General features: G+C 62.0%; 16 protein-coding genes. 9 read left to right on the top strand and 7 right to left on the bottom strand.

Annotated elements, in window-relative coordinates:
* Positions 1-9: 9 nt before the first annotated feature.
* From L63ED372_RS07900 to L63ED372_RS07880, 5 genes are read left to right on the top strand one after another with little or no spacing between them, the layout of a single operon-like run.
* Complete coding sequence (locus tag L63ED372_RS07900; protein WP_062407813.1) at positions 10-813, top strand: ABC transporter substrate-binding protein; 804 nt, start codon at positions 10-12, stop codon at positions 811-813.
* On the top strand, positions 806-1,714 hold the full coding sequence (locus L63ED372_RS07895; RefSeq protein WP_062405076.1) for an ABC transporter substrate-binding protein: 909 nt from the start codon (positions 806-808) through the stop codon (positions 1,712-1,714). Before L63ED372_RS07900 ends, L63ED372_RS07895 begins: the two co-directional genes overlap by 8 nt.
* Entirely contained in the window at positions 1,711-2,727 is a 1,017-nt protein-coding gene (locus tag L63ED372_RS07890) for a FecCD family ABC transporter permease (protein ID WP_231624588.1), read from the top strand. The genes L63ED372_RS07895 and L63ED372_RS07890 overlap by 4 nt, the downstream gene beginning before the upstream one ends.
* Complete coding sequence (locus tag L63ED372_RS07885; RefSeq protein ID WP_062405074.1) at positions 2,724-3,512, top strand: ABC transporter ATP-binding protein; 789 nt, start codon at positions 2,724-2,726, stop codon at positions 3,510-3,512. Before L63ED372_RS07890 ends, L63ED372_RS07885 begins: the two co-directional genes overlap by 4 nt.
* 41 nt (positions 3,513-3,553) lie before the next feature.
* Positions 3,554-4,537: a TauD/TfdA family dioxygenase gene (locus L63ED372_RS07880; RefSeq protein ID WP_062405072.1), complete on the top strand. Its 984-nt coding sequence runs from the start codon at positions 3,554-3,556 to the stop codon at positions 4,535-4,537.
* A 16-nt stretch (positions 4,538-4,553) separates the two neighbouring features.
* On the opposite strand, the gene L63ED372_RS07875 is transcribed toward L63ED372_RS07880, so the two are convergent.
* The 7 genes from L63ED372_RS07875 to L63ED372_RS07845 all read right to left on the bottom strand — a co-directional run bounded on the left by L63ED372_RS07875 (position 4,554) and on the right by L63ED372_RS07845 (position 11,987).
* Positions 4,554-5,153, bottom strand: a complete 600-nt coding sequence (locus L63ED372_RS07875) for a DUF2894 domain-containing protein (protein ID WP_062405070.1) — start codon at positions 5,151-5,153, stop codon at positions 4,554-4,556.
* The gene (locus L63ED372_RS07870; RefSeq protein WP_062405067.1) at positions 5,150-5,791 is read right to left on the bottom strand and encodes an OmpA family protein; all 642 of its coding nucleotides are present in this window, start codon (positions 5,789-5,791) and stop codon (positions 5,150-5,152) included. The genes L63ED372_RS07875 and L63ED372_RS07870 overlap by 4 nt, the downstream gene beginning before the upstream one ends.
* On the bottom strand, positions 5,791-7,962 hold the full coding sequence (locus L63ED372_RS07865) for a DUF802 domain-containing protein (protein ID WP_062405065.1): 2,172 nt from the start codon (positions 7,960-7,962) through the stop codon (positions 5,791-5,793). The genes L63ED372_RS07870 and L63ED372_RS07865 overlap by 1 nt, the downstream gene beginning before the upstream one ends.
* 2 nt (positions 7,963-7,964) lie before the next feature.
* The gene (locus tag L63ED372_RS07860; RefSeq protein WP_082431628.1) at positions 7,965-8,804 is read right to left on the bottom strand and encodes a DUF3348 family protein; all 840 of its coding nucleotides are present in this window, start codon (positions 8,802-8,804) and stop codon (positions 7,965-7,967) included.
* 209 nt (positions 8,805-9,013) lie between these two features.
* The gene (gene gluQRS / locus L63ED372_RS07855) at positions 9,014-9,904 is read right to left on the bottom strand and encodes a tRNA glutamyl-Q(34) synthetase GluQRS (RefSeq protein WP_062405064.1); all 891 of its coding nucleotides are present in this window, start codon (positions 9,902-9,904) and stop codon (positions 9,014-9,016) included.
* Between the two features lie 19 nt (positions 9,905-9,923).
* Positions 9,924-10,970 (bottom strand): NAD(P)/FAD-dependent oxidoreductase, encoded by a 1,047-nt coding sequence (locus L63ED372_RS07850; protein WP_062405063.1) that lies wholly within the window; start codon positions 10,968-10,970, stop codon positions 9,924-9,926.
* 78 nt (positions 10,971-11,048) lie between these two features.
* Entirely contained in the window at positions 11,049-11,987 is a 939-nt protein-coding gene (locus L63ED372_RS07845; protein ID WP_062405062.1) for a LysR family transcriptional regulator, read from the bottom strand.
* A gap of 160 nt (positions 11,988-12,147) precedes the next feature.
* Between L63ED372_RS07845 and L63ED372_RS07840 the strand changes: the two genes are divergently transcribed.
* From L63ED372_RS07840 to dnaE, 4 genes are all read left to right on the top strand, one after another.
* On the top strand, positions 12,148-12,861 hold the full coding sequence (locus tag L63ED372_RS07840; RefSeq protein WP_062405061.1) for a pirin family protein: 714 nt from the start codon (positions 12,148-12,150) through the stop codon (positions 12,859-12,861).
* Positions 12,862-12,900: 39 nt separating this feature from the next.
* Positions 12,901-13,434, top strand: a complete 534-nt coding sequence (locus L63ED372_RS07835) for a flavodoxin family protein (RefSeq protein ID WP_062405060.1) — start codon at positions 12,901-12,903, stop codon at positions 13,432-13,434.
* Between the two features lie 111 nt (positions 13,435-13,545).
* A complete protein-coding gene (locus L63ED372_RS07830; protein ID WP_062405059.1) occupies positions 13,546-14,241 on the top strand; it encodes a DUF599 domain-containing protein in 696 nt (231 codons plus the stop codon).
* Between the two features lie 45 nt (positions 14,242-14,286).
* The gene (gene dnaE, locus L63ED372_RS07825; RefSeq protein WP_062405057.1) at positions 14,287-17,814 is read left to right on the top strand and encodes a DNA polymerase III subunit alpha; all 3,528 of its coding nucleotides are present in this window, start codon (positions 14,287-14,289) and stop codon (positions 17,812-17,814) included.
* Positions 17,815-17,862: the final 48 nt, after the last annotated feature.

Genomic DNA, 17,862 nt, shown 5'->3' with positions numbered 1-17,862 from the left:
GACCTGCCCATGCAAGACCTGCTGCCCCAACGCATCGTTTGCCTCACAGAAGAGACAACGGAGTGGCTCTATTTGCTGGGGCAGGAGCAGCGCATCGTGGGCATCTCGGGTTACACGGTGCGACCGCGCCGGGCCCGCGAGGAAAAGCCCAAGGTCAGTGCCTTCTTGAGCGCCAAGATCGACAAGATTTTGGCGCTCCAACCCGATTGTGTTTTTGGTTTTTCAGACCTGCAGGCCGAGATCGCGTCCTTGTTGATCAAGGCAGGCGTGCAGGTGACGGTGTTCAACCAGCGCAGTGTGGATGAGATTTTTTCCATGTTGTATCAAGTGGCCGCCATGGTCGGGGAGGCCGAGCAGGGCTTGGTGCGCTTGCAGGGTATGCGGGCAGAGCTTGAAGCGATTGAGCACAAAGCGGCAAGCTTCAAACGCCGCCCCAAGGTTTTTTTTGAGGAGTGGGACGAGCCGCACATCAGTGGCATTCGCTGGGTGTCGGAGTTGATGGGCATCGCGGGCGGCGACGATGTTTTTCCGGAGTTGGCGGTGCAATCGCTGGGCAAGGACCGGATCATCGCTGACGGTCAAAACATTGTCGACCGTGCGCCCGACATCATCATCGGGTCATGGTGCGGCAAGAAGTTTCGCCCGGAAAAAGTCGCGGCCCGGCCTGGGTGGCAAGACGTGCCCGCTGTGCGTACGGGGCAGATTTTTGAAATCAAATCGGCCGACATTTTGCAGCCCGGTCCTGCTGCGCTCACCGATGGTGTGGCGCAGATGCACCGCATCTTCAGCCAATGGGAAGCGCTGCATGCCTGAGCATGGAAGAAGCTGGCTTCAAACCGTGGCCCTGCTGGGGGCCATGTGGGTTGGCGTGCCATCTGCCCAAGCCATCACCGTGCTCGATGACCGCCAGCAAAAGGTCCAAATCAACCAAGCCCCGCAGCGCATCGTGAGCTTGCTGCCGTCCCTCTCCGAGACGGTGTGTGCATTGAACCAGTGTCATAAGCTGGTGGGCTTGGACCGTTATTCCAATTGGCCCGAGTCAGTCCAATCTGTGCCGCGTGTGGGCGGAGGGTTGGACCCGAACATCGAGAGCATTGTGGCGCTCAAGCCTGACCTGGTGTTGGCTGCGGGCTCCACCAGGGGTGCTGACCGATTGCAGGCGCTGGGCCTGAATGTGCTGCGCCTGGAGCCACGCAACCACGCCGATGCGCAGCGCGTGTGGCGCACCGTGGCGCAGGCGCTGCATGTGCCCGCCACCGACAGCGATCGGGTTTGGCAAGGCATACAAGCGGGCGTGCAGGCGGCGGTGCAATCGCTCAGCCCCACTGCGCAGCGGCAACGGGTTTACTTTGAGGTGAGCCCCGCACCCTATGGTGCGAGCGAGTCGTCCTTTCTGGGCGAGACGCTCACACGCATGGGTGTAACGAACATCTTGCCCGCATCGATGGGCCCGTTTCCGCAGGTCAACCCCGAGTGGGTGGTGCAAGCCCGGCCTGATGTGATCATGGCGGGCGACAGCAGTCGTGCCAGCATGCTGCAGCGCCCGGGCTGGAGCCGCTTGCGGGCCATGCAAGGCCCGCGTTTGTGTGTGTTCAAGCAGAGCGATTCAGACATGCTGGTGCGGGCTGGCCCGCGCATGGCCGAAGGTGCACAACTGATGGCCGATTGCTTGAACCGCGCAGCGGCCCAAGCCGACACGGGAGTGCAGCGGTGACCCCCCAGTCCCACACCCTGACCCAAGCACCGCGCTGGGCGCTGCTGCTCTTGGCGGTAGGCCTTGCCGTGGTGGTGCTGGGCACTGCCGCTGGCAGTCAGGGCTGGCAGGCCTGGTGGTCGGTAGGCGCTGATGCGGTGTCGCGCCAAATCGTCTGGGACATCCGTTTGCCGCGCAGCTTGGGCGCATGGCTGGGTGGTGCCTTGCTGGGCCTGGCCGGGGCGGTGGCGCAAGGACTGTTTCGCAACCCGCTGGCCGACCCTTATTTGCTGGGCAGTGCCTCGGGCGCATCGTTGGGCGTGGGCGTGTATTTGAGCTTGTGGGGCGGCAGTGCGTGGGCCATGAGCGGCTGGCTGGGCCTGGGCCTCACGGGCGCGGCCTTTGTGGGCGCTGTGCTGGCGGTGGTGCTCACGCTGCTTTTGGCCCGTGGGGTGCAGCAAAGGCTGCGCCTCTTGTTGGCGGGCGTGGTGGTGGGCGTGGTGCTGGGGGCGGTGACATCGCTGATTTCGCTGCTGCAGCCGCAGGTCTTGCAGGCCATGCAGGGCTTCATGCTGGGATCGACCGCGTTTGTCAGCTGGAGCGCTTGCGCCACGATGGCGGTGGTGCTGGCTTTGTGTCTGGCCTTGTCTTGGGTTTTTGCCCGTGTGCTGGATGCGCTCAGTTTGGGTGAAGCCACCGCACAAAGCCTGGGCGTGCCGCTGCCTCTGGCCCGCATGGTGCTGGTGGGCGTGATTTCGCTGGCCACGGCAGCGGCGGTGGCGCACATTGGGCTGGTGGCTTTTGTCGGCTTGGCTGCGCCACATTTGCTGCGTTCGCTGGTGCGCTGCACACACGCTTGGCGCTTGGCTTTGTCGGCCTTGATGGGCGGTGCCTTGCTCGTGCTCGCCGATGTGATGGCCCGTGTGATGCTGGCGCCTCAAGAGCTGCCTGTGGGGGTGCTCACGGCCGTGCTGGGCGGGGGCTATTTGCTCTGGCGTGTGTACCGCGATGCCGACACGGGAGTGCGTTCATGAGCGCCGCGTTGCAAACCCGACAATTGAGCGCCGAGTTGGGTGGCCGCCAGGTGCTGCAAACCATTGACCTGCAGATCACGGCGGGCCGCTGGACCTGTGTGGTCGGCCCCAACGGCGCAGGCAAATCGAGCTTGCTCAAGGCGCTGGCGGGATTGTTGCCGCACAGCGGGCAAGTGCTGTGGCAGGGCCAGCCGCTGGCCTCGCTCACGCGTCAGCAAAGGTCGCTGCAACTGTCGTGGTTGGGGCAGGGTGAATCCAGCACGCTGGACCTGCGTGTGTGGGACGTGGCCATGCTCGGCCGCTTGCCGCACCAAAGTTGGCTGGGCGCACCCTCGGCGCAAGACGCGCGCATGGTGGAAGCTGCGCTCCGGGCCACACAAGCCTGGGACTGGCGCGAGCGCACGCTGGGCGAGTTGTCGGGTGGCGAGCGCCAACGCGTGCTGCTGGCCCGCGCCATGGCGGGCAATGCACCCACCATGCTGATGGACGAACCCCTGGCCAACCTGGACCCACCGCACCAGGTGGACTGGCTCGAGCAAGTGCACTGCCTCTTGGCGCAAGGCACCACGGTGGTCAGCGTGCTGCATGAGATTGGCATGGCCTTGCACGCTGACGACATCGTGGTCATGCGCGAAGGCCAAGTGGTGCACCACGGCCTAGGCCGCGATGCCGCCACGCACGCCGCGATCGAGGCGGTGTTTGACCAGCGCATCCGCATCCAGGCGCTCGATGGGCGGTGGGTGGTCTTGCCGCGCCTTGGCGGGGAGAGCTACCGCATCGATTAAGCTGCGATTTTTGCTGCGCTCAACACACCAAAGGAATTGCCATGGGCCTCATCATGAAACAAGCCATCACCGGACCCGCCGCCTGGAAGGGCGCGGACCTGGTGGGCGACAGCGCGTGGTTGATCCACCTCAGCGCACCCGTGCTGGCCGCGCTGGAAGCGGCCCTGGCCCATGTCCAAGCTCAGGGGTTGACGTTTCCGAACTTTGGCAAAGAAGACTTTCCGATTGGCGACTGGGCTCAGGACCTCCAAGCGTACAGCGATGAACTGGAGAACGGCCGGGGCTTTTTGGTCTTGCGCGGATTGCCCGTCGAGCGCTACAGCGAAGAGCAGATCCAGATCCTGTACTACGGCATTGGCCTGCACATGGGCGTGCCCGTTCGGCAAAACCCCAAGGGCGACCTGCTGGGCCTGGTGATGAACGTGGGCGATGTGACCAAGAAAACCACCCGCGTTTACGAAACCAACCTGTATTTGCCCTACCACTCAGACCCGTCTGACGTGGTGGGCCTGTTGTGCATCCGCAAGGCCAAGCAGGGTGGATTGAGTTCTCTGGTGAGTGTGGCGGCGATCTACAACGAGATCCTGAAAAAGCACCCTGAGTACCTGGGCCTGTATTACCGCACTTGGTTTTTTTCGCACTTGTGCGAAGACCTGCCCAGCTTGTCGCCCATCTTCAGCCACCACCAAGGCAAGCTCAGCTGCCGCTACCTGCGCCAGTACATCGAACTGGGTCATGAAATCCGCAACTTGCCGCTGTCCCAAGTCGAAATCGAAGCGCTCGATTTGTTCGACGAGATCATGCACCGCGAAGATTTCCGATTGAGCATGATGCTCGAGCCCGGTGATTTGCAGTTTGCCAACAACTATGCCGTGCTGCACTCGCGCAACGAATTTGAAGACCACGGCGTGCACGAACTCAACCGCAAGATGCTGCGCCTGTGGGTCAAGATGCCCAATGCGCGGACATTGGCTCCCGAGTTTCCGGGGCGCAACGGTTTTCCAGCACCCGCGGCGTTGGTCTGAGCGGCTGAGGACCCAGTCAGTGCCCTGACTTGCTCGCGGGCACAGCCTTTTTGGGCTGGGCTTTGACCGACTGTGGCGCATCCAAAATCAAGAGCGTGTCCACATAAGCCATGAAGCGGTTGAGGTAGTCGGGCGAGAGGTCGCGCATCAGGCCCAGGGAGCGCAGCACCAGCATGTGGGAGTTGATGGGCCCGGCGTTTTGAGGGGCTTGGGCGATGGCTTGGGTGACTTGTTTTTGAACGCTGATCTTGCCCAGCTGCTGACGAAACTGTTCCACGCGCGGGTTGTCCAAGCGCCCATGGCCGCTTGGGCTCCAGGGGCGCTGGGCCGATGGCGCGGCCATGTCCTGCAGCAAAGCCGACAAAGGGGATGGTGCCTGGCTGGAGGGCAGGGTGCTCGGGGTCTGTGGTTTTGCCAGCCGAAGCTGCAGCTGCGCGACAGCGGTGTTCAGCTTGGCCTGCAGCAGCGCTTGGGCCGGGCCCGTTTGGTTGCGGGTGCGTTTGGCCAACACCAAGATGTAGTGCCAGCCCACCGGATCCAGCTGGGCTGCTTCGGCGGCCTGTGACGGTTGTAAAAGCGCCAGCGCATCCGAAGGGCAGGGTGGGGTTTCGGTCATGGCGCGGTTCGGGCCGTGTTGTTGGCTTTGGGCACCGGGGCCATTTCCACACGGCGGTTTTGTGCGCGGGCTTGTTCACTGGTGTTGGGCACCAGGGCTTGTTCTTGGCCAAAAGCGGCGGCGAACAGCATGGACGCGGGCATGCCTTCTTCGATCAAGGTGCGCGTGACGGTGAGGGCCCGCTGGGCCGAGAGTTCCCAGTTGTCCGCAAATTCCCGGTTGCGGCTGGTGATCTGCCGGTCGTCGGTGAAGCCGCTGACCATGAGCATCTCGTCGCGCGTTTGCAGGTAGCTGCGCAGCGGCAGCACCAGGCTTTTGAGCAGTTGGCGACCTTCGGGCTCGAGCTGGTCCGAGTTGAGCTTGAACAGCAGTTTGCCGCTGATGCCGATGCGGCCGTTGTTCAGGGTGATCCGGCCACTGGCCAGCGGAATGGCCAAGGCGTTTTCGAGCGAGAGGCGTTTTTGTTCTTCGATCTGGCGCTTTTGCACCTCGTCTTCGAGCCGCGAGGCCATGTCCAGTTGCGCGGCCATCACACCCACCAGCAGCAGCACAAATGCGCCCAGCAAGCCGGTCATCAGGTCAGCAAACGAGATCCAGGTGGGCGAGGTGGATTCGATGTCGGCGTCTTGCTCGGGCATCAGATGGCCCCCTCACTGACCAGGTCGGTGCGGCGCTGCAGGGCATCCAGCACGTCCTTTTGGCTGCCGATGCTCAGGTCAATGATCTCGCGGGCTTGCGCCACGTAATAGGCCAGTTGCTCGTCGCTGCGCGTCATCGATTTGTCCAAAGCCTGTTCGATGCGCTGCAATTGGGCCATGAGTTGTTCATTGGTCTGGCCGAAGGCCCGCACGGCAAAACCCAGGCTCTCGCCGAGGCTCGCCACATCCACCGCGCTGGCGGTGACTTGCGCGGCGATGCCGCCCAATTTGTCGGTTTCTTTCGCGACGTGTTGCTGGAACTGCTCGCTGGTCTGCATCAGCGATGCTTGACTGCTCACCAACAGTGCGTCGATCACACCGCGCTGCTCGGTGGACGCGTGGTTGATCGCGTCGAGCAAGGTGCTGAGCGTGCCCAGAATGCGGGTGCGCTCTTCCAGCAAGGCGTTGTCACGCGCCACGCTGACCGAGATTTCCTGACGCAGCTGGCCAATGACTTCGGCCGCGGCTTTGGGCGCTTCGGAGGCGGTTTCGATCAGGCGGGTGATGGGCGCCTCCAAGGCGGTGCCCAAGGTGCTGAGGTGGGCCGTGACGGTGCTTTGCAGCTCGGCCAGTCGCGCCACGGCAGCTTGGCCGCGCTCGTCTTCCGCTTGGCGCAGGGCGGTCAGTTCCTGGCGCAGGAGCGCTGAGAGTTCTTCGGCCCTCTGGCTGTGTTGGGCGGTCCACTGCGCTTCGGCGGCGATGCGGGTTTGCACCAGCGCTTCGCTGCTGGCCAACAAGCGGGTGATGTCGGCCAGGGTTTGGGTGGCCTGGGTTTGGCTGTGGGTGCTGATGTCTTGTGCCGTGCGGGCCAGGGTGTCGCAAATGGCTTGTTGCTGGGCCAGGGTCTGCGTGCCCGAGGTTTGCCACTGCTGCTGCAGCCCATCGGCCATGCTGTTCAGCGCGGTTTGCCAGCTCTCCAGGCGCTGCTGGTCGGCGCTGCTTTGTTGGGCGTGTTGGGCCGCTTGTGCGCTGCCCACTTGCACGACCAAGGCTTGGGCGCTGCGCTCGAAGTTCTGGCTGAAGGCCTCCAGGGTCTGGCCCACGCGCTCGCTCATGCGCTGGTTGGTTTGTTCGTGCTGGCTCAGGGTTTGGGCGCTGGTTTGCGCCAGGGTGGTGGCGGTGGCGGTGAGCTGCGTGTGCACCTCGCCCAGTTGCAGTTGGGTGTTGTGCAGTAGGCGGTCGTTCAGGGCTTTGGCCTGTTCGGTCAATTGGGTCATGGTGGCCTGCACCACCGGGCGAATGCTGTCGGTGGCCAGTTGCAGGCTTTGACTCAGGCTGGTGCGCAGCGACTGGTCCACCGATTGCGCCAGGCCCGTGTAGGCTTTGTGCACCTCTTGCTGCACCTTTTCTTGAAAGCTGTGCTGGCTGGTCAAGAGTTGGGTGTGGGTCAACTCGGTGTTGCTGGCCATTTGTGCCATCAAGGCCTGCAGTTGCTGCAGCACTTGGGGCAGGGCCTGGGCTTGCTGCTGCAAGGCAAGGTAGCTTTCTTGCCGCTGGTGCGCGAGCGAAAAACGCTGCAGTTGGGTGTGGGCCAGGGTGTCCAGGTGCTGCGAAGACAGGGCGCGTTCACGCCGGGCCAGGCTGCTCATCAGGCCCAGCATGGCCGAAGAAGCCACACCTGCGACCGAGGTGCCAAAAGCCAGGCCTAGGCCTTTGATGGGTTCAGAAAACGCGGCCCGCACACCTGCAAGGGTGTTGGTGCCCTCGAGCGCAAAAACCGCGCCGTTGAGTGTGACCACCATGCCCAAAAAAGTGCCCAACATGCCCAGCATGACCAGCAGGCCCACCAAGTAAGGGGTGAACACCGGGCCGGGCAAGGCCACACGCTCGCCTTGCACCCTTTGGCGCACCGGGTTTTGCAAGGCCAAAGGCAGGGTGAGTACCCAGTCGCTCAGATGGACCAGATCTGCGGGGACTTGGGTCAGGCCCTGGTCGAGTGCGGTGGTGGTGGCACGGTATTGGCGCAACTCCCAGGCACCAAAGCCATACACCGCGCCAATGAGCAGTGTCATGACCAGCACCAAAAAGTGGCTGCTGGCCACGGCCGCGGCCACCCAGATCAGGGCCAAGGCGCCCAGGCCAAATGCGATCGAAAAAGAAAAACGTTTCATTGTTATTGTTCGGTTTCAGAGGTGATGGCTTCGAGCAAACCGAGGGCTGGTTGCAGCCGTGTGTCGAGTTCGGCCAACAAGGCCTGGCGAAGGGTTTCGCGAAGAGGCATCAGCCAGGGGTTGGGGTTGGGCTGGGGGCTGAGGCTTGAAGTCGGCCGATGGATACCTTCGGCGGCAGGTGCTGCGGCTTCGGTGGCCAAGGCCTCTTGGTCGGCTTTGGCCTGCTCTTGCAGGTGCAGCTTGAGTGCTTGCACAAAGCGTTTTTCGAGCAGCTTGCTAGTTTTGGCCAGCAGCACCGCTTCGCGTTCGACCAGGATGTTTTCAAAAGCCGCATCGAGTGCGGCCAGCTGCTGCGCTGCGCTGCCGCGCTGGCTGAGCTGCTGGCGCAACCGGGACCGCAAGCTGCGCACGGTGCTTTCCATTTGACGCTGGTGTGCGGCCACAAATCGGCGGTAAGGCTCAAAGGCGGTTTTGATGTCCAGCGGTTCGTCCAAAACCGGGGCGGGCATGTCGATGCGTGCCAGGCCCGAACCCGCAGGTGCGCCTTGGGTGATGGACTCGACCAACTGGGCACGAACGTGGGTGAAGTGCCTGGTCAAGGCCTCGGGGGCGATCAGGCTTTGGCGTGATGCGGGGGCTGGCAGCGCCTTGGAATGTGGCGCGTTTGCAGGCTCAGGGTTCAGCACGCTGTGCAGGGCAATGGCCTGACGAAAATCCAACCAGTCGCCGAGTTTTTGTCCGACCTGTTCTGTCGGCCGGGCAGGGCTGAGCATGGCGTTTTCGGTCAGAAAACGCACCAGGCTGGCGCTGTAAACGCTGGCACGCGGCTGGGCTCGCGTCATGGGTGTGTCTGGGTGTTGAATCGGACAAGCAGAGCCGAAGGCTCTTGTGGCAACGGGCGCCAAGCGCTCGCTTCATGGACTGCCCTTGGCAGCAAAGGTTTTGATTTTACCTGTGGAGGTCCTGGCAATTTTTGTACTTATGAACGCCAAAGAAGTCAGTTGCCACGCTTTTTCGCCGGCGCGTGCCGATGGCCCTGCGCCCAATGGGTTCAGTCCGTGCGCGAGAAAAAGAAGCGGCGCCAGTCTGACTGTGCCTGCGTCAGGAGTTGGTCCAGCGGAGCTTGGGCAGGCAAGCCGAGCACCTGCGCTGCCTGCGCCAGGGTAGCCCAAGGGTCTGACAGGTCCAGCGCCCCGGCCCCGTTCTGTTTGCTGAGTTTGTCGCCATCTGCCCCCAGCACCAAGGGCGTGTGCAGGTATTGGGGGGTGGGCAGGCCTAAGGCGCGTTGCAGCACCATTTGCCGCGCCGTGTTGTCGGCCAGGTCCTGGCCCCGAACCACATGGGTGATGCCTTGCTCGGCATCGTCCACCACCACCGCCAACTGGTAGGCCCACAGACCGTCTGCGCGGCGCAGCACAAAGTCACCCACTTCTTCGGCCACGTTTTGTTGTTGTGGCCCCAAGCGGCGGTCGTGCCATGGTGTGACCGCAGGCAGACCCAAATCTTTTTGTACGGCCTGCACATTCAGCCGCCAGGCGCGTGCGGGTTTGCCCTGGAGGCCCTCTCGGCAGGTGCCGGGGTAGACGGCGGCTCGGTGCCGAGCCACGGTTTGGGCCGATTCAATGTCTTTGCGCGAGCAGCCGCAGGGGTAGGCCCAGCCTTGGTGCACCAGGTGTTGCAGGGCTTGTTCATACGCGGCGCCACGCTGGCTTTGCCACAACACAGGGCCATCGGGCGTGAGCCCACAGCGCGCCAGTTGATGCAAGATGGCCTGGTCCGCACCGGGCACGCAGCGGGGGGTGTCCACGTCTTCCATGCGCACGAGCCAGCGGCCGCCATGGTCGCGGGCGTCCAGCCAACTGGCCAGCGCTGCGACCAGCGAGCCGGCATGCAAAAGGCCGGTTGGCGAAGGCGCAAACCGGCCTGTGTAAACCTCAGCCATGCCGCTTCACGGGGGGTGATCAGCGCTTTTGCAGCACCGCCAAGGCCAGCTCCAGGCCCGAAACAAAAGCGTCTTCCACCCGGTGGCCCAGGCACCAGTCGCCGCACAGGCCGATGCCTTGGGCTTTGGACCACATGAAGCTTTGGCCCAAAGGCTTGGCGGTTTTGGCATACAACCAGCGGTGCACCTCGGCGTGGTCCGGCGTGACACGGATGCCGGTGATTTCGGCAAAGGCCTTGATGAGTTTGCCTTTGACGCGATCGGGCGAATCGTTGACGTGCTCGGCCGACCAGGGGGCACTGGCCTGCACGGTCCAGCGTTCGATGCGCTCGCGCCCGGGTTTGGACGATTCACGCGCCATCCAGGCGATGCGGTGGTGTGTGCTGCGGGCGGCGTTCCACTGCGGTCCGATGGTGATCAAGCCGGGTTGCACGGCCTGTGGGTAGGCCAGCATCAAAGTCCAGCAGGGGTCGACCCGCACCGCTTTCAGTGGTTCGGCCAAGGCGCTTTGTCCTGAGGCTTCCAGCAGGGCCTGTGCTTGGGCGGGCGGAATGGCCAGGATGACTTTGTCAAAACCCGCGTAGATGTGCTGACCACCGTCGTCGCTTTCGGTGTGCAGTTGCCAGCCGTTTTTCATGAGCGGGTCGGGTGAGATGTGTGTCACGCGGGTTTGCAGTTGCACATTACCGTCTTCCACCAAGGGTGTGGCCCAGGCTTTGACCAGGCCATTCATGCCGGGTGTGGCCACCCAGTGGCGCTCGCCGCCGGGCAGACCAGCTTCGATCACGCGGCCATTGGGGTCGAGCACACGCACGGCGTTGGCGCTCCAGGGTTTGCACACGCCGGGGGCGGTGGCCAAGGCCAGCTCAAAGCGCGGGTCACGCACGGTGAAGTACTGGGCGCCATGGTCAAAACTGCCAAACACGCTGGCGCGGGTGGACATGCGCCCGCCCAGGCCTCGGCTTTTTTCAAACAGGGTGACGTTGTGTCCGGCTTGACGCAAGGTGCGTGCGCAGGTGACGCCGGCCATGCCGACACCGATGATGGCGATGTGTGGTGTGTTCATGGGTTCACTTTAGCTGAGAAAAGGGCTTTGGAACGGCATGGGTGGGTTATCCCCGATGTCTGTTGGGTGAGGCTGTTTTCACACCCGGTGCACAGGGCGCAATAAGGCCTCGCGTGTGGCGGGCCGCTCCAACTGACCTAGCCACCAGCGCAGGGCTTGTCCGGCGGGCGTTTGTGGGGTGTCGCGCCAGGCCAGGTGGCAGGTGTTGCTGCGGGGGGTGTGAACTTGCTTGGCCACCAGTTGGCCAGAGTCGATGTAGGGACGCGCCAGCGTTTCGGGCAAAAAACCGCCGCCCAGACCGCGCAATTGGGCTTCGAGTTTGCTGGGCATGTCGGGCACGGTGAACACGTCTTGCCCGCCTTGCAGCCCAATCGTCAAGCCCGTGCCTCGGCTGACCGAGTCGGCCACAGCCACGGCGCGGTGCTGTTGCAGGGCGGCGTCCCCCAGCGGCTCGGGGGCTTGGGCCAGCAGGTGGTGCGGGGCCACCGCAAACACAAAAGCAATCTCGCCCAGCACCGCGTGCCGGATGTCGGTTTTCAGACCCGGCTCCAGCACCACACCCAGGGCCAGGTCAGCCTGTCCCGAGGTGAGCGCGGCCAAGGTGCCCGACAGTGTTTCGTAGCGCAGCCGCAAGCGTGTGGGCGCACCCAGCGCCAGGAAACTGGCACACAAATCCATGACCACGCTGCGCGAGACGATGCTGTCGACCGCCACGGTGAACACCGCCTCCCACCCTGTGGCGACACGGCGCACGCGGTTGGCTACGGCGTCCATGTCGTCCAGCAAACGGCTGGCTTCGCGCAGCAATTCGCGACCTGCGGCTGTGGGCACGGCTTGGCGGGCACTGCGGTCGAACAGCAGCACATCCAGCGCGTCTTCGATTTGGCGCACCCGATAGGTCAGGGCACTGGGCACCAGGTTGAGGGCGCGGGCGGCCGCGGCAAAGCTGCCATGTTGGCCAATGGTTTGCAGCATCTTCAAGGCTTCAGGGGTCAGCCAGTCGCGTGGGGTTTGCATGATTGTTGTTACATCGTTGAAATATTTTGAATGATGCCACCAAACAGCCGCAACGCTTCTGGGCATGACGGTCGCTAAAGTTCAGTCATCTTTGGAGGGCTGTAAAGAAGCCCAATAAGAAGTCCAAGAAGAAGCTCAAACACACACGAGGAACAAAACCATGCTCACCCTGCGCAAATCCAAGGAACGTGGCTACGCCGACCACGGCTGGCTCAAGTCGTATCACAGCTTTTCTTTTGCCAACTACTTTGACCCGGCCCACATGGGTTTTGGCAACCTGCGCGTCATCAACGAAGACCGCATCGACCCCGGTACCGGTTTTGGAACGCATGGCCACCGGGACATGGAAATCATCAGCTACGTGCTGTCGGGCAATTTGGCCCACCAAGACAGCATGGGCAACGTCAAGGGCATTCCACCTGGTGATGTTCAGCGCATGAGTGCAGGCACAGGCGTGCAACACAGCGAGTTCAACCATGCCCAAGGCGAGCCAACCCACTTTTTGCAAATTTGGATTGAACCCAATGTGAGGGGCATCCCCCCCAGTTACGAGCAAAAGTCGGTGCCCGAGAGCGCCAAGCGTGGGCAACTGGCTTTGGTGGCTGCGCCTGCATCGGACGCCCATGCGGCCGCGCACACGGTTGAAATCCACGCCGATGCCCGCATGTACTCAGGCCTGTTCCATGGTTCTGAAAAGGCCGTCCTGCCCTTGAACCCGTCCCGCAAAGCCTATGTTTTTTTGGTGCGCGGTGCGCTGCAGGTCAATGGACAAGCACTGATGGCGGGCGACGCGGCGATGCTGCAAGCCGAGTCTTCGTTGGCCTTGAGCGATGGCCAGGACGCCGAAGTCCTGGTGTTCGATCTGGCCGCTTGAATTTTTTTCCCACTGTCTTTTTATAGAAGGAGTTTTCTCATGGCTAAAACCATTGTTGTCTACCATTCCGGCTACGGCCATACCCAACGTGTGGCCCAATTTGTGGCCCAAGGCGCCAACGCGCAAGTGATCGCCATTGACGCCGATGGCAACATCACCGACGCCGATTGGGCAGCCCTGGACGCGGCCGACGCGATCATCTTCGGTTCGCCCACTTACATGGGCATGGCTTCGTGGCAGTTCAAAAAATTTGCAGACGCCACCTCCAAGCGTTGGTTCACCAGCGCTTGGAAAGACAAAGTGGCTGGCGGCTTCACCATCTCGGCCAGCCCCAGCGGCGACAAACTGTCGACCATCCAGTACTTCATCACCTTGTCCCAGCAGCAAGGCATGATTTGGGTGGGTCAGCCCGCCATGAACGATGGCACCATCAACCGCATCGGCTCCAACTCCGGCGTGATGGCGCAAGTGGGCCCGACCAGCCCCGCCGAAGACATCCCCCAGGGCGATTTGGACACCGCCAAAGCCTACGGCGAGCGTGTTGCTGCTGTGGCAGCCAAGCTGCGCGGCTGATCGGCTTCTGTGAGACTGAAAAAGCCGGTGCGATGGCGATCGCACCGGCTTTTTTAATGGGAAACGGTCATGGGGTGACCGATAGCCCTCCTCACTTGCTAGGATGGCGACATGAAAATCATCTCCATGCTGCCCTGGGCCGATTGGCTGGCACTGTTTTCTTTTTTTGCTTTGTGGGTGGGTTACGCATGGTTTGCCCGCATTCGCGGCAAGCGCGACCAAAGTCTGATCGCCACCACCAACCAGTACCGTCAGAAGTGGATGCTTCAAACCACGGCGCGAGATCCGCGCATGCTCGATGGCCTGATCACCCAGAACCTCTCTCAAACCCCGGCGTTTTTTTCATCAACCAGCATCATCATCATCGGTGGTCTGTTTGCTTTGCTGGGCACCACCAACAAAGCAGCCGAGTTGGTGGGCGAAATTCCCTTTGCCCAGCCCACACCCTTGTTGGTGTTTGAGCTGAAAATTTTGGTGCTGGTGGGCATTTTTGTGTACGCCTTTTTCCGGTTTTCTTGGTCGATGCGGCAATACACATTTGTCGCCCTGATCATTGGTGGCATGCCGCCGCCAGAATCTTTTGCCAGTGGTGAGTCAGATCGCCAACACTACGCCCAGCGGGCGGGCAATTTGGTCAGTGCCGCCGCCGAGACTTTCAACGATGGTTTGCGGGCCTATTACTTTTCTTTTGCGGCCATGGCCTGGTTTTTTTCACCGCTGGCGCTGGTCTTGGCCACCGCCTTGGTGGTGTTGATTCTTTATGGGCGCGAATTCAGATCTGAGGTGCTGCAGGTCTTGCGCGACTGAAACGCACACCTTTTGCCGCAGGGCCACCTTCTACAATGGCAGGCTATGTTTGTTCACCTGCGCCTTCACACCGAATTTTCCGTCGTTGACGCCACTTGCCGCATCGACGATGTGGTCAAGATCGCGGCCAAGGACGCCCAGCCTGCGCTGGCCATCACCGACCTGAGCAACCTGTTTGGCACCGTCAAGTTCTACAAGGAAGGTCGTGGCAAAGGGGTCAAGCCGATCATTGGGGCCGAAATCCACCTCGAAGGCCTGGGGGGCGACGTTGGGGTCACCAGCCGGGTGGTGCTCTTGGTGCAAAACCACACCGGGTACCTGAACCTGTGCGAGCTGCTGGCCCGTGCCTGGACGCAAAACATCGTCAAGGGCGTGGCCGTGGTCAAGCTGGCCTGGCTCAAGGAACTGTCTGATGGTTTGATTTTGCTCTCGGGTGCGCAAGCCGGTCCTGTGGGCCAGGCCATCGTGCAAGGCGATACCGACAAGGCCGCCGACGTGGCGCTGCAGTTGGGTTCGATCTTTCCACACCGTTTTTATCTGGAGTTGCAACGCGCGGGTCGTCCTGAAGACGAGCCACAGGTGGCGGGCGCCGTGGCGCTGGCCGCTCGTTTGGGTTTGCCGGTGGTGGCCACCCACCCGGTGCAATTTCACAGCCCTGAAGATTACGAGGCGCATGAGGCCCGGGTCTGTGTGTCCGAAGGCGAAATTTTGGCCAACCCGCGACGGGTGCGGCGCTTCACCCGGGAGCAGTATTTCAAATCGGCGGCGCAAATGTCCGCCTTGTTCGCCGATGTGCCCAGTGCCATTGCCAACACCTTGGAAATCGCCAAGCGCTGCAACCTGACCTTGGTCCTGGGCAAGCCGCAGCTGCCCAATTTCCCGATTCCACCGGTTGCTGGTGTGGTCATGTCGGTGGACGAGTATTTCCGCCATGTCTCGCACGAAGGCCTGAAAGAGCGTTTGGTCCACCTGTACCCCGATGCGGCCAAGCGCGAGGCCGAACGCCAACGCTATGTGGACCGGCTGGAGTTCGAGTTGAACACCATCTTGAAGATGGGCTTTCCGGGTTACTTCCTCATCGTGGGCGACTTCATCCAATGGGCCAAGAACAATGGCTGCCCGGTGGGGCCTGGCCGGGGTTCGGGTGCGGGCTCGCTCGTGGCCTACGCCCTCAAGATCACCGACCTGGACCCCTTGCAATACAACTTGCTGTTCGAGCGTTTTTTGAACCCCGAGCGGGTGTCGATGCCCGACTTCGACATCGATTTTTGCCAGACCAACCGCGATCGTGTGATCGAGTATGTGAAGCAAAAATACGGGCGCGAAGCGGTCAGTCAGATCGTGACCTTTGGCACCATGGCCGCGCGTGCGGCCATTCGCGATGTGGGCCGTGTGCTTGACATGAGCTACACCTTTTGCGACGGCATCAGCAAGCTCATTCCCAATAAGCCTGGCATGTCGGTCACGCTGCAGTATCCGCCTGCTACGCCCAAAGAAGGCGATAAAAACAACTACGCGATCGCCATGGAGCCCATTTTGGCCGAACGCATCGAGCGCGAAGAGGATGTGAAGACGCTGATCGAGTTGGCGCAAAAACTGGAAGGCATGACCCGCAACGTGGGCATGCACGCTGGGGGTGTGCTGATCGCGCCGGGCAAGCTCACCGACTTTTGCCCGCTCTACCAGCAGCCCGGCAGCGAATCGGCGGTGAGCCAGTACGACAAGGACGACGTGGAAGCGGCCGGTTTGGTGAAGTTCGACTTCTTGGGCTTGGCCACACTCACCATTTTGGAGATCGCCCGCGAGTTCATCATCAAGCGCCACAAAGGCCAGGAAAACTTCGCCTTTGAAAACATCCCGCTCGACGACGCGCCAACTTATAAATTGTTCTCGGACGGTAAAACCGAGGCCGTGTTCCAGTTTGAAAGCCGCGGCATGCAAGGCATGCTGCGCGATGCGCGGCCCAGCCGCCTTGAAGATCTGATTGCGCTCAACGCCTTGTACCGTCCGGGCCCCATGGATCTGATCCCCAGCTTTGTGGCCCGCAAGCACGGACGCGAGCCGGTGGAGTACCCGCACCCGGCGGTGGCGCAGATGCTGAGCGAAACCTACGGCATCATGGTTTACCAAGAGCAGGTGATGCAGACCGCGCAGATTCTGGGCGGTTACTCGCTGGGCGGCGCCGACTTGCTGCGCCGCGCCATGGGCAAGAAAAAAGCCGAAGAAATGGCTGAGCACCGCGAAAAATTCCGCGCGGGCGCTTTGGCCACACACAACATCCCGCAGGACAAGGCCGACGAGGTCTTTGACCTGATGGAAAAATTTGCGGGCTATGGCTTCAACAAGTCACACGCCGCCGCTTACTCGCTGCTGGCCTACCACACGGGTTGGCTCAAGGTGCACTACACCGCCGAGTTCTTCTGCGCCAACATGACGGTGGAAATGGACGACACCGACAAGCTCAAGGTGCTGCACGAAGACGCGCTCAAATTCGGCATCCGCTTTGACCCGCCCGACGTGAACCGGGGTACACACCGCTTTGAGCCAGTGACCGACAAGATCATTCGTTATGGTCTGGGCGCCATCAAGGGCACGGGTCAGCAGGCCATTGATGCCATCGTGGCGGCCCGCGAACAGGGCGGACCCTTCACCAGCCTGTTTGATTTCGCCGTGCGAGTGGACCGCACCCGAATCAACAAACGCACGGTGGACGCGCTCATCAAGGCCGGGGCTTTTGACTCCTTGCACATGAACCGCGCCGCTTTGTCGGCCAGCATCGACCGGGCGTTTGAGTTTTCTGCGGCCACCACCGCCAACGTCAACCAAGGGGGTTTGTTCGACATGCTGGGCGACGACTCCCACGGCTCGAGCACCCAAGAGCCCGAGTTGGTCGAGGTCATGCCCTGGGGCATCAAAGAGCGCTTGCTGCTCGAGAAAACCGCAGTGGGATTTTTCCTGTCCGGGCATTTGTTCGACGCGGTCGAGCGGGAAGTGCGCCAGTTTGCCCGCCGCAAAATCGACGACCTGATCGACAGCCGCGAGTCCATGGTCTTGGCGGGCATCGTGAGCGACTTGCGCATCATCAACGGCCAGCGGGGCAAGGTGGCCATTTTCAAGTTGGACGACAAATCGGGCATGTTGGAAGCCACGGCCGACGAAGCGCTGATCAATTCGGCCAAACATTTGCTCAAAGACGACGAGCTCATCATCGTCACGGCCAAGATGCAGGCCGACCGTTTTTCAGGCGGTTTCCGTCTCAAGATCGAGCAGATCATGGACCTGGCTGCGGCCCGTTGCCGCTTCGGCAAGTACCTGCGTGTCGCGGTGAATGGCCGTGCGCCAGACATCGCCCGCATCGTCAAAGAGTTCCCCGCGCAACGCGAGCAGACCGAGCACGGTGACTTGGTACGCGGGCTGCCTGTGCGCTTGGTGCTGGAGCGCAGCAAGGACCAACTGGCCGCCCGCGCCGAGCTGGCGCTGGGCGATACCGCCAAATTCTTCCCGACCGACGCCGCCTTGGCCAGTTGGATGGCGCAGGCCGATCAAGGCCTGGCGCAGATTGTTTACGACTGAGGCGGCGCTCTGTCTTTGACCGCCCTCGCTTGTGCTCAGACCACGGCA

Origin of the sequence: Limnohabitans sp. 63ED37-2, from assembly GCF_001412535.1 — a bacterium.
Taxonomy (GTDB): domain Bacteria; phylum Pseudomonadota; class Gammaproteobacteria; order Burkholderiales; family Burkholderiaceae_C; genus Limnohabitans_A.
Note: the sequence above shows the minus strand (reverse complement) of the source record. Positions and strands in the feature narration are given on the sequence as shown.

What these genes read in the sequence shown, in the direction of transcription:
- L63ED372_RS07880 (WP_062405072.1), top strand. Translation starts at nt 3,554, where the DNA reads ATGGGCCTCATCATGAAACAAGCCATCACCGGACCCGCCGCCTGGAAG.
- L63ED372_RS07845 (WP_062405062.1), bottom strand. Translation starts at nt 11,987, where the DNA reads ATGCAAACCCCACGCGACTGGCTGACCCCTGAAGCCTTGAAGATGCTG.
- dnaE (WP_062405057.1), top strand. Translation starts at nt 14,287, where the DNA reads ATGTTTGTTCACCTGCGCCTTCACACCGAATTTTCCGTCGTTGACGCC.
- L63ED372_RS07835 (WP_062405060.1), top strand. Translation starts at nt 12,901, where the DNA reads ATGGCTAAAACCATTGTTGTCTACCATTCCGGCTACGGCCATACCCAA.
- L63ED372_RS07850 (WP_062405063.1), bottom strand. Translation starts at nt 10,970, where the DNA reads ATGAACACACCACACATCGCCATCATCGGTGTCGGCATGGCCGGCGTC.
- L63ED372_RS07885 (WP_062405074.1), top strand. Translation starts at nt 2,724, where the DNA reads ATGAGCGCCGCGTTGCAAACCCGACAATTGAGCGCCGAGTTGGGTGGC.
- L63ED372_RS07860 (WP_082431628.1), bottom strand. Translation starts at nt 8,804, where the DNA reads ATGACGCGAGCCCAGCCGCGTGCCAGCGTTTACAGCGCCAGCCTGGTG.
- L63ED372_RS07840 (WP_062405061.1), top strand. Translation starts at nt 12,148, where the DNA reads ATGCTCACCCTGCGCAAATCCAAGGAACGTGGCTACGCCGACCACGGC.
- L63ED372_RS07875 (WP_062405070.1), bottom strand. Translation starts at nt 5,153, where the DNA reads ATGACCGAAACCCCACCCTGCCCTTCGGATGCGCTGGCGCTTTTACAA.
- L63ED372_RS07895 (WP_062405076.1), top strand. Translation starts at nt 806, where the DNA reads ATGCCTGAGCATGGAAGAAGCTGGCTTCAAACCGTGGCCCTGCTGGGG.
- L63ED372_RS07865 (WP_062405065.1), bottom strand. Translation starts at nt 7,962, where the DNA reads ATGAAACGTTTTTCTTTTTCGATCGCATTTGGCCTGGGCGCCTTGGCC.
- L63ED372_RS07830 (WP_062405059.1), top strand. Translation starts at nt 13,546, where the DNA reads ATGAAAATCATCTCCATGCTGCCCTGGGCCGATTGGCTGGCACTGTTT.
- L63ED372_RS07900 (WP_062407813.1), top strand. Translation starts at nt 10, where the DNA reads ATGCAAGACCTGCTGCCCCAACGCATCGTTTGCCTCACAGAAGAGACA.
- gluQRS (WP_062405064.1), bottom strand. Translation starts at nt 9,904, where the DNA reads ATGGCTGAGGTTTACACAGGCCGGTTTGCGCCTTCGCCAACCGGCCTT.
- L63ED372_RS07870 (WP_062405067.1), bottom strand. Translation starts at nt 5,791, where the DNA reads ATGCCCGAGCAAGACGCCGACATCGAATCCACCTCGCCCACCTGGATC.